We start from the raw sequence: 13,096 nt of genomic DNA on the forward strand, positions 1-13,096 counted from the left end.
GGCTACGAGCGGCCCGGTGACCGGCGCTTCTCGATTCCTGATCCATCGGTGCAGCCCTCTGCGTGATCCACCACCCCGCGGTCACAGTGCGGGCCGGCCGGTGAGCGACTAGACAGGAGTGTGCCCCACGACCCGAACGACCCCTACGTCCACGTCCGCGGAGCCAGCGAGCACAACCTCAAGAACATCGACGTGGACCTCCCACGGGACGCGATGGTCGCCTTCACCGGCGTGAGTGGCTCCGGCAAGTCGTCGCTCGCCTTCGGCACGCTGTATGCGGAGGCGCAGCGGCGCTACTTCGAGTCGGTCGCGCCATACGCACGCCGGTTGGTGCAGCAGATGGGCGCCCCGCACGTCCAGGAGATCACCGGGCTGCCACCCGCGGTGGCGCTGCAGCAGCGTCGCGGTGCCCCGAGCTCACGCTCCAGCGTGGGCACCCTCACCACCTTGTCCAACCTCCTGAGGATGCTCTACTCGCGCGCCGGCACCTACCCGGCCGGGGCGCCTCGCCTCGCGGCAGAGGCGTTCTCGCCCAACACGGTCGCCGGTGCCTGCCCGCGGTGCCACGGCCTGGGGGAGGAGCACGACGTCAGCGAGGAGCTGATGGTCCCGGACCCCTCCCTGAGCATCCGCGAGGGCGCGATCGCCGCCTGGCCAGGCGCCTGGCAGGGCGCTAACCTGCGCAGCATCGTGACCGGTCTCGGCATCGACGTCGACACCCCCTGGCGGTCGCTCAAGGCCAAGGACCGCAGGTGGCTGCTCTTCACCGACGAGCAGCCGAAGGTGTTCATCAAGCCGGAGCGCGACCGCGTCGACCACGGGTACCACGGCCTGTTCTGGAGTGCCCGCGCGCACGTCCACCACGTCCTGGCCACCTCCAAGAGCCAGATGATGCGGGACAAGGCAATGCGTTTCGTGCGCAGCATCCCCTGCCCGGACTGCGCAGGGACCGGGCTGCGCCCCGACGCCCTGGAGGTGACCTTCCGCGGCCTCAGCATCGCCGAGGTGAACGCACTGTCGTTCGCCGAGCTGGTCGCCCTCCTCCGTCCGGTGGCCGAGCTGTCCGAGGCCGCCGCGGCGACGTCGTCGGCGGGCTCGGGCGAGGGGACCGAGGTGGCCGTGCGGCTGTGCGCCGACCTCGTCGCCCGCGTGGGGGTCCTGCTCGACCTCGGGCTCGGTTACCTCTCGCTGGGCCGCAGCTCCACGACGCTGTCACCCGGCGAGGCCCAACGGCTGCGCATCGCCACGCAGCTGCGGTCGGGGCTGTTCGGGGTGGTGTACGTCCTCGACGAGCCGTCGGCCGGTCTGCACCCCGCAGACGCGGAGCCGTTGCTCGAGGTCCTGCAGACGCTCAAGGATTCGGGCAACTCGCTGTTCGTCGTCGAGCACGACCTCGACATCGTCCGGCGGGCCGACTGGGTCGTCGACATCGGCCCCGGCGCCGGAGAGGGGGGTGGGCAGGTCCTCTACTCCGGACCGGTCGCGGGTCTCGAGGACGTGGCGGACTCGGTGACCGGCGCGCACCTCTTCGGTCGCGTCGAGGCAGCGCCCCGTCCCGGGCGAGCGCCCCAGGGGTGGCTGCACCTGCGCGGGGTCAGCCGGCACAACCTCGAGGACCTCTCCGTGGACGTGCCCCTGTGCGTCATGACTGCGGTGACCGGGGTGTCGGGATCGGGCAAGTCGACCCTGGTCACCCAGGTGCTGGCCGAGCTGGTGCGCCGTCACCTCGGTCAGGCCCCCGACGACGCCGAGGACACCGAGCTCGAGATCGACGTCGACGACGCCACGGGCCTGGAGTCGTTCGACCGGCTCGTGCGCGTGGACCAGCGACCGATCGGCCGCACCCCGCGCTCCAACCTCGCCACCTACACGGGCCTGTTCGACGCCGTGCGCAAGGTGTATGCCGCGACGCCGGCAGCCCGCGATCGGGGGTACGGCGCGGGTCGCTTCTCGTTCAACGTCGCCGAGGGGCGGTGCGAGACGTGCCAGGGGGAGGGGTTCGTCACGGTCGAGCTGCTCTTCCTGCCCGGCACCTACGCGCCCTGCCCGGCCTGCCACGGCGCGCGCTACAACCCGGAGACGCTGGAGATCGAGTACCGCGGCAAGAACGTCGCCGAGGTGCTGGCCCTGTCGGTCGACGAGGCGTCCGACTTCCTGGCCGACGTGCCGGCGGCTGCTCGCAGCCTCACCACCCTGGCCGAGGTCGGGCTGGGGTACCTGCGCCTGGGCCAGCCCGCCACCGAGCTCAGCGGCGGGGAGGCGCAACGGATCAAGCTGGCCACGGAGCTGCAGCGAGCCCGTCGGGGCCATGCGCTCTACCTGCTCGACGAGCCGACGGCAGGACTGCACCCCGCCGACATCGCGCTGCTCCTGCGCCAGCTGCACCGGCTGGTGGACGCCGGCAACACCGTGGTGCTGGTCGAGCACGACCTCGACACGGTCATCAGTGCCGACTGGGTCATCGACCTGGGCCCGCGTGGCGGGGACGAGGGCGGCCGGGTGGTGGCCACGGGCACGCCGGAACAGGTCGCCCGCGCCGAGGACAGCGCCACCGCGCCATACCTGGCCGCGCGGCTCGCGTCGCGGGCGAACGAGGGGTGATCGCCGAGCTTGAAGCGCGTGGTCCACGAGGCGTTCTCGAGCAGAACGCACGGTGGGAGACCTTGGGCGCGCCCCTGTGGACCGTCGCCCAGCCGCGTTGTCCCCGAGACCGTCAGCGGACCTGGAACTGGCGGGGGAGCGGGACGCGGTCGATGAGCGACTGGGCCACGAGCTCGCCGAGCAGGGGAGCGAACTTCGCTCCGTGCCCCGAGCATGCCGAGAGGATGGTGATCCCCTCGAAGCTGTCGATGACGAAGTCCTCGGTGGGCGTCATCGTGAACAGGCAGGTGGTCTCGGCGTACGGCTCCGGCCGCAGGCCCGGATACAGCGCGCGGACCTTGTCGATCATCAGGGCCCGACCCGAGTCGGTGACGACCCCGTCCTGGTCCGCCGCTGAGAGCAGTGGCTTCCCGGCCCGGAACTCGGCGATCTTCAGACCCTGGAACCCCGCGTCCCGACCGCCGGGCAACGCGTAGGACAGTGAGTCGGTCGTCCTGTGGATCACGGTGGGCCAGGTCTCCGCTGGGAAACCCTCGGCGTAGGGGAAGTGGAAGGCCTGCTCCTGGGTCACCTCGAACGGAGGGAGCGCGCTGCGGAAGGCCTGCGAGAGCGGCAGCACCGGCAGCAGCTGGGGCAGCCAGCCACCCGCAGCGACGATGACCTGCTCTGCGCGGAGCTCGTCGCCCTCAGCACTGCGAAGGACGTAGCCGCCGGCATCGGGCTCGACCGCGGTCACCGTCCACCCGATGCGGACGTCTGCGCCCTGGCGTCGTGCCAGGTCCAGCATGCCCGTCACCGTTGACTCCGCGTCGAGGACGCCCGCGCCGGGTTGGAAGAGAGCCTCGGACTCGAACCCGAACTGTGGCCAACGGTCGGCCGCCTCGGAAGCGCTCAGCACGGTGTGCGGAACTCCGCGGGCCTCGAGGACCGCGGCGAGCTCCCGCGTCGTGGCCGCTGTCCCGTGGTCGATCCCGCCGGTCCGCACCATCAGGTCGCGGCCGGACTCGCGGGCCAGCTCCTCCCACCACGGCTCGGCCCGCTGGACCAGTGAGGTGTAGAGGGCGTCCGGATAGGCATAGCGGAAGATGCGCGCCGAGCCGTGGGAGCTGCCACGTGGAGACGCGGGACGGTCGCGCTCGAGGACCAGCACGTCCACGCCTCGCCGTGCCAGGTGCCAGGCCGTCGAAGCGCCCGCCAACCCCGCACCGATCACCACGTGAGTAGTCGAGTCCATGACCTCTCCGAATGCCGCACCTGAGCCCCCACCATCATGCCGACCGCGAGTCCCGTGCCTGCATGAGGGTTGTTCATTGCCGTACTTGCCAAACTGGAAAGTTCGCGGCATGCTTTCCAACATGGAAAGCATGCCGTTGGCCCAGCAGCCAGAGGATCCGAGCTCTGTCCTCGCTGCGGCCGGCCGCGCTCGCGACCGCCTGGCTGATGGCCTTCGGCTACCGAGGGGGCTCTTCCCCGCCGTGGCACTGGCCGTCGCGGTCCAGGTCGGGGCCGGTGCCTACGGGGTCGCGGCGCAGACCACCGCTGGCCTGGCCGTGGTTCTGGCCGGCGCGGCGGTCTTCCTGGGAGTTGCGGCGCTCGTACTCGTGCAGTTCCGGCGCGTCAACGGCGTCAGGCTGGACGGACTGGCCAGCACGATCGTCCTCGGAACGGGCACGATGTCGACGCTCGTCTACATGGGCACGTTCGCGGCCGCGACCTGGGCCGCCTTCGAGTCGCGTTGGTGGCTCGTGGTGATCGCGGCCGTGGTGGGTGGGGCTGCCTACTCCCTCAACGCTTTTCTCTGGTGGCGCGCCTACCGCCTCAACCCGGTCGAGCGGGCGGGTGGCGTCTCCTCGCGAACCCTCGCTCTGCTCGCCCTCGCGGCCTGCGTGGGTTTCGCCGTGCTCATGGTCGGCAGCTGATGCCCGAGCTCGACCCGTTGATCCACGCACCCGCTCGGCTCCAAGTGATGACGACCCTGTCGGCGGTGTCCGAGGCGGAGTTCGCCACGCTGCGCTCCGCTCTCGAGGTCAGTGACTCGGTCCTCTCCAAGCACCTCTCAGCCCTGTCCGAGGCCGGCTACGTGCGCCTCCGCAAGGGCGTCCTGGCGGGGCGGCGAACGACCTGGGTCGCCCTCACCAGGACCGGCCGCAAGGCCCTGCGTGAGCACGTCGCCGCTCTGCGCCGGCTGATCGACCTGGTGGACTGACCAGGGTGTCCTGACGACCGTCCGGCCATGCGGGGAACTCCGAGGACCGGCCGTCGATCTCGCGCCGCGGACGGTCTTTCGTGACGTAACGGACGTAGGGCCCGGCGTCCGGAAAATGACTGGATCCACTGTCGGTGGCCGGGGCTAGCCTTGAACGTGCATTCGCAGCGCCGCACTGACGCCGCCGCCCTTCGAGTCGAAGAGGTACCCGTGTCTGCACCGTCCACCACTCCCGTGGAGTACCCCGACAACATCGACGCTGCCGTCCTCAAGGTGGCCGGCGTCGTGGTGCTCGGGGCGATCATGTCCATCCTCGACATCACCGTCGTGAATGTCGCCCTGCGCACGTTCCAGACCGTGTTCGCCGACGGCGGCGCCCCGCTCGACTACTCCGCCGTGGCGTGGACGGTCACCGGGTACACGCTCGCCCTGGCCACGGTCATCCCGTTGTCCGGTTGGGCCGCCGACCGGTTCGGCACCAAACGCCTCTACATGATGGCGATCCTGCTCTTCACCCTCGGCTCGGCGCTGTGCTCCATGGCCAGCACGATCGGCATGCTGATCGGCTTCCGCGTCCTGCAGGGCCTCGGCGGCGGCATGCTGATGCCGCTCGGCATGACGATCATGACCCGCGCCGCCGGCCCGAAGCGGATGGGCCGACTGATGGCGATCCTCGGTGTGCCGATGCTGCTCGGCCCGATCTTCGGGCCGATCCTCGGCGGCTGGCTGATCGACCACTTCAGCTGGCACTGGATCTTCCTCATCAACGTCCCGATCGGCGTCGTGGCCCTGACCTACGCGTGGTTCGCGCTGGAGAAGGATAACCCGTCCCCGTCCGAGTCCTTCGACTTCGTCGGCATGCTCATGATGAGCCCCGGCCTCGCGCTGTTCCTGTATGGCGTCTCGTCCATCCCGGGTGAGGGAGGCATCGGGCACACCAAGGTCCTGGCCCCCGGGCTCATCGGGCTCGCGCTGATGGTGGCGTTCGTCTTCTACAGCTTCCGGCCGAAGCACCCGCTGCTGGACCTGCGGCTGTTCCACAACCGCAACCTCACGGTCTCGATCATCACGATGTTCATCTTCGCCGCGGCGTTCTTCGGAGGACTGCTGCTCGTGCCGCAGTTCCTCCAGCAGGTCCAGGGCGAGACCCCGCTCTCGGCCGGTTGGCTGGTGGCTCCGCAGGGCCTCGGCGCCATGTTGACCATGCCGATCGCGGGCTCGTTGGTGGACCGCATCCCCGTGGGCCGGATCGTGCCGTTCGGCCTGCTGCTCATCATCGGCGGCATGTTCACCCTGACCCAGATCGAGGCCGACTCCTCCCACTGGGGCTTCATCATCCCGACGCTGTTCGTCATGGGCCTCGGCATGGGCGGCACGATGATGCCGATCTTCACCACGGCGCTCAAGACGTTGACCGCGCACGAGGTCGCCCGTGGCTCGACCCTGCTCAACATCACCCAGCAGATCGCGAGCTCGGTCGGCGTGGCGACCCTGTCGGTCGTCCTGACCAACCAGTTCAAGGACCGGCCCCTCATCGGCCAGGGCGGCCAGTACTTCGAGGCACTTCAGTCGCAGGGCCCCGACGCCGCGCAGGCCGCAGCGGCCAGGCTGCCGCTCGTCGACCAGTTCCTCCAGGCAGCCGGCAACCCGTCAGCCGCCGGCCAGAAGCTGGGCGCAGAGATCGCCACCCAGGCGGCCGACGCGTTCTCGCACACCTTCTGGGTCGCGGCCGTGCTCGTGGCGCTCACCCTCGTGCCGGCGCTGTTCCTTCCGCGCAAGCGCGAGGAGTCGCACCTGCTCGACGCCGAGAGCGCCGAGGGGGCACCCACGGTGATGATCCACTGACAGGAGGGTTCAGGCCCCCGGGGTGAGCACCCTGGACCGCGGGTCCTTCGTCCACGGGAACGGCGGCCTGATCCTGCGCCACCTGCGGGCGAGGACCACGAGCGGCACGCTGCCCCACCAGGCCAGTGCGGCGACGGGGAGCACCAACCCCAACAGCCAGAACGAGCGCTGCCACAGGGCCAGCCCGACCAGGGCCAGCGCGACCACCCCGGCGACCATGTGGGCCATCCCGACGACGAGGATGCTGGCGGTCTCCACCTGCTCCGCGTGCTTGAACGCCGTGTTCGCCATGTCGACGACGTCGTCGAGCGAGCCGAGGGGGACGGCGACCGTGGTGCGTTCGCGCTCGACGCGGCGCACGTGGTCGCGGTGCCGCGCGAGGACCTGGGCGGGGGAGCCGTCCGCGATGACGATGCTGCGGCCGTCCGCGGCGTGCCGGGTCATCTCGGTCTCGAGTGAGGTGAGGCGGACGGCACGCTGCATCTTGCGGGGCCACGGCGGCATGCAGGGCCAGCGGAGCTTGGTCTCGACGAGGGCGCCGTCGGCCATCACCGTCCGCACCCGCATGCTCGGGCCCCCGTGCCAGTCGCTGACCTCGACGGTGACCGTGGCGTCAGGGGTGACGAGGATCGGCTCGGGCCGCTCCGCGTTCTCCAGGAAGTAGCGGCTCGCGCCCTCGTCATACGGCTCCGTCCAGGCGAGCGACGTGTCCTTGCCGTTGTCCAGGACGAGGCAGCCCGCGGGGATCAGCCCGAGACCTTCGAGCTCCTCGACGAGCTCGGGGTGGTGGGCGTGGTCGATCAGCCACGGGGCAGCGCGATAGTGCACGGTTGTTCGTTCCTCACTCCAGCTACACAACGGCACCCCTGCCGTGGCACACGGTATGGCGCCCGGTGCCGTCCTCGACGGAGGTTCTGGACAGGGTTGGCCGATCGGACGATGCAGCCGGGTCCTGCCGGTCGCCGGGTCGCGTGCGATCCGGTGGCACCGCGACCGTTAGGGTTTGCAAGGTGCTGAGGACGACGGCGGCAGTGGTCGCAGGCAAGGCGGCGCGGGCGGCATCACGCCTGCGTGGTGGTGGCTCCGCCCTCCCGGGGCTGGTGGCCGAGAAGGTCGACCCCGGGTTCCTCGCCCACGCGCTGGCCGACGTCCGGGGCGGGATCCTCGTGGTGACCGGGACCAACGGCAAGACGACGACCACGAAGATGCTGGTCGCGGTGCTGCGCGCCCACGGTCGCACGGTCTTCACCAACCCGACGGGCAGCAACTTCACCCGCGGCGTCATCTCCTCCATGCTGGGCGAGCTGCCGCTGCGCGGCCGACTCAGGGCCGACATGGCGGTGCTCGAGCTCGACGAGGCGCACGCCCTGAAGTTCGCCGCCGCGGTGAAGCCGACGCACGCCCTGCTGCTCAACGTCGCCCGCGACCAGCTCGACCGGTTCGCCGAGATCGACCACACCGCCCAGCTGCTCGCCAGCCTCGCCGAGCAGACCACTAGTGGTGTCGTGCTCAACCTCGACGACTCGTTCGTCTCCCGGATCCGCGACCGCGTCGCCGACGGGGTGGCCGTCCACTACTTCGGGGTCGACGGCTCGATCGCCGACCGGCTGCCCGAGCTGCAGGAGCAGGACGTGCGGTTCGAGGACGACTTCGTCCCGCCGGTCGCCGGGCCCGACGACGGTCTGCTCAAGCCCAACGACGAGCGGTCGTTCGAGGTCCTCTTCGGTGGCGGGGGGCCGGGGTCCGGTACCGTCGGCCCGCTCGAGCTCCAGCAGCGCGGACTGGCCGCCATGATCAACGCCACCGCTGCGACGGCCACGGCCCGGATGCTGCTCGGCGACGCGTTCGACCCGGCTCGTGCGGCGTCGGCCCTGCGCGCGGTCACGCCGCCGTTCGGCCGTGGCGAGGTCGTCGACGTCGACGGCCAGCCGCTCGAGCTGGTGCTCGTCAAGAACCCCGCCGGCTTCACCGTCGCGCTGGGCACCTACGGCAGCACCCCCGTCGCGACGATGGTCGCGATCAACGACAACTACGCCGACGGCCGTGACGTCTCGTGGCTCTACGACGTGAGCTTCGAGAGCCTGCGCGACCGCGGGGTCGCCGTGACCAGCGGGGTCCGCGGCTACGACATGGCGCTGCGGCTGCAGTACGACGACGTGGCCGTCGAGCGCGTCGAGCCCGCCCTCGAACCCGCGCTCGACGCCTTCCTGGCCGCCCACCCCGACGAGCCCAAGCGGATCTTCTGCACGTACACCGCGATGATGGCGCTGCGCCGCGTGCTCGCCGCGCGGTACGACCTGCCCGACATCGGCGAGGAGGCCTCATGACCGTGCCCGGTGAGTCCGCGGCATACCCGCAGGACGTCTTCATCCCCGGCGAGCCGAGCGACTCCGCGGTGGTCCCCGACGGCGACCGCGTCGGCAAGGGCGCGATCCACCTCGTTCACCTCTACCCGCGCGAGATGAGCATCTACGGCGACCTCGGCAACACCCGCGCCCTGGCCGCCCGCATCCGTCGCCACGGGTACAGCCCCGTCGTCCACCAGCACCACCCGGGCAGCGCGTTCCCCGAGACCGTGCACCTGGTCCTCGGTGGCGGTGGGCAGGACTCGGGGCAGGTCCGCGTCGAGGACGACCTCGAGCAGATCGCCGACCGGCTCCGCGACCTCGCCGCCGACGGGACGCCGATGCTCATGATCTGCGGGATGTACCAGCTCTTCGGCAACGCCTTCATCACCGTCGAGGGCAAGCGGCTTCCCGGTCTCGGCATCCTCGACGTGACGACCCAGGGCAACGCCAAGCGGATGATCGGGCCGGTGGTGCTCGACACCGAGTTCGGTGACGTCGTGGGTTACGAGAACCATTCCGGCTCAACGACTCTGGGTGCCGGCCAGGCGCCGTTCGGCACCGTGAGGTCGGGGTTCGGCAACAACGGCACCGACCAGACCGAGGGCGCGCGCACCGGCAACGTGTTCGGCTCCTACCTGCACGGCCCGATCCTCCCGGCCAACCCTGCGCTCGCCGACGCCCTCATCGGGCTCGCGGCCGAACGTGCCACCGGACGGCCCTTCGAACCCGAGCAGCAGGACGACGCGTTCGCCGACGAGGCCCGTGGCCGTCAGGTGCGCCGGCTCGTCAAGCGCTGAGGGACCGACCCGGTATGCCGCAGGCCCACCCCGCGTCGGAGACCACAGTGACGTCGTCGTCACCGGTGCCGGCGCGCGTCCTCGACCTGTTCGCCGTCCCCGACGACGTCCGACCGTTGCCGGGAGGGCAGGGTCGCAGCGTGGTCGCCGGCGACCTCGTCCTATCTCCCGGTCGTGATGCGGTGACCCAGGACTGGCTCAGCCCGGTGCTGGCTCGACAGGCCGTGGCCCTGGACCTCGAGCTCGCCGGTGCGACCGGTGCGACCGGTGCGCCGGGTGTTGCCGCCGCGGCGCGCCCCGGTGGACTGGTGGCCCGGGCGGCCCGCGGTGGTGCGGTGCGGATCGCGATGCCGATCCCCGCCCGGGACGGGTCGTGGGTCGTCGACGGCTGGGCGGCCAGCCGGTACGAGCCGGACACCACGGCCTGCACCGACCTCGACGTCCTCGTCGCCACCGGTCGGGTGCTGCACGCACGCCTCGCCGTGGCGGTGACCGAGCGCCCGGCCGGGCTCGGCGACCGCGACGACCGGTGGGCCGTGGCCGACCGGCTCGTCTGGGGGTCGGTGCAGGCGCTGGGCGCTGCCGTGGCGGCGTACGGCTCTGCGGTCGCGGACCGCTGGGTGGCCGAGCTCTGCGGCGACGAGCAGGGCGGCCTCGGGCCGGGCCCGGACCAGCTCGTCCACGGCGACCTCGCCGGGAACGTCCTGCTCGACGGGCACGGCACCCCGGTGGTCATCGACCTCGCGCCGTACTGGAGACCGGCCCTGTGGGCCGAGGCGGTCTGCGTCCTCGACGCCGTGGTCTGGCACGGCGCGGACCCGTCCGCGCTGGAGGGGTGGCGTCACGGAGCCCGACGGCAAGCGGTGCTGCGGGCCGCGTTGTTCCGCGTGCTGAGCGAGGACCCGGGCAGCGCACTGGTTGCCGACGTCGTGCGCGCGCTCGCCTGAGGCGGACGACTCAGGCGTCGGGGTCGCTGCCCCAGGCGAGCCGCAGTCGCAGCAGCTCCTCGAGGGTCGCGGACTCGCCGTCGCGCGCACCGGCCCCGACCTGCAGCGGGGGAGGCGTGGGCTCGACGGCGACGGTGCGCCACCGTCCGAACCGTTCGGACGGCACGACGAGCACGTAGTACGACCCGTCCGTGCCGATGCCGATCGACTGGTCGCGGCGCAGGTACCAGCCGGTGATGCCGGTCTTGTAGCGCCCCTTCCCCGACCACGGCCGTGCGGTCAGCTCCTGCGTCGGGAAGCCGTCCGCGGTGACCTGCTCGACGAACTCGTCGACCATCGCCTGCGCCTTGACCGACTCGCGTTCGCGCCGCTTGCGGTCGGCCTCGACGTGGTAGTCGGCACGTTCGGCCCGTTCCGCGCGCCGCCGGGCCGCCTCGTCCTCAGCCATGGGACGGCTCCGCGTGCGCCACGTCCTCGACCGGCGCCTTCTTCGGGCTGACCGACCACGCCAACCAGCCCAGGGCGCCGAGCGGGATCTCCATGAGGTGCGTGTAGACCGAGAAGAGCACGGCCCCGGCCACGGCCTGGGCCGGGTCGGCGCCCCACGCGATGAGGGCGGCCGAGGTCGCGGCCTCGGTGACGCCCAGGCCGCCGGGGGTGACCCCGACCGCGGTGAGGAGACGACCGAGGGCGTACGCCGCGAACAGCTGCCCGTAGAACAGGTCCACGCCGGTGGTGTGCATGCACACCAGGAACAGCAGGTAGTAGACCCCGAAGAACCCGACCAGCCCGAGCGACATGCTCAGCCAGCCCGTGCGGACGATGTCGTTGATGCGCGCCCGCAGGTCGATGACGAGGGCCTTGACGCTCATGTTGCGCCGCCGGAACAACCGTCCCAGCACCTTGTCGAACCCCTGCCCGATCCCGACCGCCGCCCGCTCCGACACGAGGATCGCCACGAACGTGCCCAGGATGAGCGCGCCGCTCACCGCCCCGGCCACCGCGGCGTCCTTGAGGGCCCTGGGCACGTCGGAGTCAGCGCCGGCCAGCAGAGCGGCGATCGCTATGAGGGGCAGGGCGATTCGTGCGAGGACGTTCCACACCCCCGTGACGATGGCCGACGTGGAGATGTCCCGTCGAGAGAAGCCCCACGACCGACAGATCGTGTAGGTCGCGGCGAGACCAGCCGCGCCGCCGCCGGGGAGGAGGTTGCCCACCGACGACCCCGCGACGTTGACGATGAGGGCCTGCCAGTGCCGCAGGCCGTGCAGCGAACCGGTCAGCGTGAACGTGTAGCAGTAGAGGCCGATGACGACCCCGACGAGCAGCAGCAGCGCCGTCGACACCGGGACCCCGCTGAGCACCTTCCAGATCTCCGGCCAGGTCACGTGGGCGACGCGGGGCAGGCCCCAGACCAGCAGCACCGCGGCCAGCCCGAGCCCGAGCGCCCCCTGCAGGAAGGTCCGGGCCCAGGACCGCGGGCGGTCCGTCGACTCGTCGACGCCGCCCGCCCTCGTGGAGGCGCTCACGGCAGTCCCTCGAAGACGTCGGTGGCGATGGGTGACCCCGCCGGACGAGCCGGGTCCACGAACCACTCCCGGCCGAACACCAGGTCGTAGAGCGGGCGCGGGATGCGCAGGAACGCCGCGAGCGTGCGGTCCGCGCCGGCGTCCGCGCTGGCCTGGGAGGCGTGGGCACGCATGGAAGCCCGCTTCGCGGCGGCATACCGGCGGACGTTGATGCGGTGGGTGATCTCGTCGCGCGCGCTGAAGGCGCGGTCGAAACCCTCGCGGTCGAACTCCGGCGGGAAGCGGTAGACCCTCGCGGCCAGGTCGATGGCCCGGGTCATGGTGTCGCGCGGGACGGTCGCCTGCAGGACGCGCGGGGTCCCGGCGAGCTCCGCGGCCCGGGCACCCACCTCGTGGACGCGGACGTGGTCGCGGTGGCCGTACCCGCCGTTGCGGTCGTAGGAGAGCAGCACGTCGGCGTCCTCCTCACGCAGGATCGTGGCGAGGCGCTCGGCAGCCTCGTCGACGTCGGCGAGCACGAACCGCACCCGACCGTCGGGGTCGGGGTCGAGCTCGCCGACCATGCCGCTGTCGGCGTACCCCAGCCACTCGACGCGGGCGACCCCGAGTGCGCGCGCACTCTCGTGGAGCTCCGCGAGGCGCCGGTCGCCGAGCCGGCCGTCGGCGGCGAACTCGCCCGAGGCCAGGCCCAGGTCGCCGTCCGTCGCGACCACGACGACCACCCGGTGACCCTCCGCGGCGGCGCGTGCCAGCGTCCCCGAGGTGAGCAGGGCCTCGTCGTCGGGGTGGGCGTGGAAGGCCACGAGGGTGTGGGTCATCACGA

12 protein-coding genes are annotated in these 13,096 nt (G+C 71.5%); 7 read left to right on the plus strand and 5 right to left on the minus strand.

All coding sequences use genetic code 11. The features are described from left to right. The first annotated feature begins 120 nt into the window (after nucleotides 1-120). Nucleotides 121-2,601, plus strand: a complete 2,481-nt coding sequence (gene uvrA / locus ASC58_RS05190) for an excinuclease ABC subunit UvrA (RefSeq protein ID WP_056918581.1) — start codon at nucleotides 121-123, stop codon at nucleotides 2,599-2,601. A gap of 112 nt (nucleotides 2,602-2,713) precedes the next feature. Here the strand turns inward: uvrA and ASC58_RS05195 are convergent, their stop codons facing one another. Beyond that, on the minus strand, nucleotides 2,714-3,835 hold the full coding sequence (locus ASC58_RS05195) for an FAD-dependent oxidoreductase (RefSeq protein ID WP_056918582.1): 1,122 nt from the start codon (nucleotides 3,833-3,835) through the stop codon (nucleotides 2,714-2,716). A gap of 241 nt (nucleotides 3,836-4,076) precedes the next feature. Here ASC58_RS05195 and ASC58_RS05200 point away from each other — a divergent pair, with 241 nt between their 5' ends. From ASC58_RS05200 to ASC58_RS05210, 3 genes are all read left to right on the plus strand, one after another. After that, a complete protein-coding gene (locus ASC58_RS05200; protein ID WP_056918583.1) occupies nucleotides 4,077-4,520 on the plus strand; it encodes a hypothetical protein in 444 nt (147 codons plus the stop codon). After that, nucleotides 4,520-4,807 (plus strand): transcriptional regulator, encoded by a 288-nt coding sequence (locus ASC58_RS05205; RefSeq protein ID WP_056916653.1) that lies wholly within the window; start codon nucleotides 4,520-4,522, stop codon nucleotides 4,805-4,807. Before ASC58_RS05200 ends, ASC58_RS05205 begins: the two co-directional genes overlap by 1 nt. 210 nt (nucleotides 4,808-5,017) lie before the next feature. After that, nucleotides 5,018-6,652: a DHA2 family efflux MFS transporter permease subunit gene (locus tag ASC58_RS05210; protein WP_056916654.1), complete on the plus strand. Its 1,635-nt coding sequence runs from the start codon at nucleotides 5,018-5,020 to the stop codon at nucleotides 6,650-6,652. Nucleotides 6,653-6,661: 9 nt separating this feature from the next. Here ASC58_RS05210 and ASC58_RS05215 read toward each other — a convergent pair whose 3' ends face one another. Continuing rightward, nucleotides 6,662-7,480, minus strand: coding sequence for a hypothetical protein (locus ASC58_RS05215; protein ID WP_056918584.1), 819 nt, complete (start codon nucleotides 7,478-7,480; stop codon nucleotides 6,662-6,664). A 182-nt stretch (nucleotides 7,481-7,662) separates the two neighbouring features. Here ASC58_RS05215 and ASC58_RS05220 point away from each other — a divergent pair, with 182 nt between their 5' ends. The 3 genes from ASC58_RS05220 to ASC58_RS05230 are packed head-to-tail and all read left to right on the plus strand — an operon-like array spanning nucleotide 7,663 to nucleotide 10,744. Further along, a complete protein-coding gene (locus ASC58_RS05220; RefSeq protein ID WP_056918585.1) occupies nucleotides 7,663-8,979 on the plus strand; it encodes a Mur ligase family protein in 1,317 nt (438 codons plus the stop codon). After that, nucleotides 8,976-9,797, plus strand: coding sequence for a type 1 glutamine amidotransferase (locus tag ASC58_RS05225; RefSeq protein ID WP_056916657.1), 822 nt, complete (start codon nucleotides 8,976-8,978; stop codon nucleotides 9,795-9,797). The genes ASC58_RS05220 and ASC58_RS05225 overlap by 4 nt, the downstream gene beginning before the upstream one ends. 47 nt (nucleotides 9,798-9,844) lie before the next feature. After that, on the plus strand, nucleotides 9,845-10,744 hold the full coding sequence (locus ASC58_RS05230) for an aminoglycoside phosphotransferase (protein WP_235529112.1): 900 nt from the start codon (nucleotides 9,845-9,847) through the stop codon (nucleotides 10,742-10,744). Nucleotides 10,745-10,754: 10 nt separating this feature from the next. Here ASC58_RS05230 and ASC58_RS05235 read toward each other — a convergent pair whose 3' ends face one another. From ASC58_RS05235 to ASC58_RS05245, 3 genes are read right to left on the minus strand one after another with little or no spacing between them, the layout of a single operon-like run. Continuing rightward, the gene (locus ASC58_RS05235) at nucleotides 10,755-11,192 is read right to left on the minus strand and encodes a hypothetical protein (RefSeq protein ID WP_056918586.1); all 438 of its coding nucleotides are present in this window, start codon (nucleotides 11,190-11,192) and stop codon (nucleotides 10,755-10,757) included. Next, nucleotides 11,185-12,273, minus strand: a complete 1,089-nt coding sequence (locus tag ASC58_RS05240; RefSeq protein WP_056918587.1) for a lysylphosphatidylglycerol synthase transmembrane domain-containing protein — start codon at nucleotides 12,271-12,273, stop codon at nucleotides 11,185-11,187. Before ASC58_RS05240 ends, ASC58_RS05235 begins: the two co-directional genes overlap by 8 nt. Next, on the minus strand, nucleotides 12,270-13,091 hold the full coding sequence (locus ASC58_RS05245) for a PIG-L deacetylase family protein (RefSeq protein WP_056918840.1): 822 nt from the start codon (nucleotides 13,089-13,091) through the stop codon (nucleotides 12,270-12,272). Before ASC58_RS05245 ends, ASC58_RS05240 begins: the two co-directional genes overlap by 4 nt. Nucleotides 13,092-13,096 lie beyond the last annotated feature (5 nt).

Source organism: Phycicoccus sp. Root101, assembly GCF_001426245.1.
Lineage (GTDB): Bacteria > Actinomycetota > Actinomycetes > Actinomycetales > Dermatophilaceae > Pedococcus.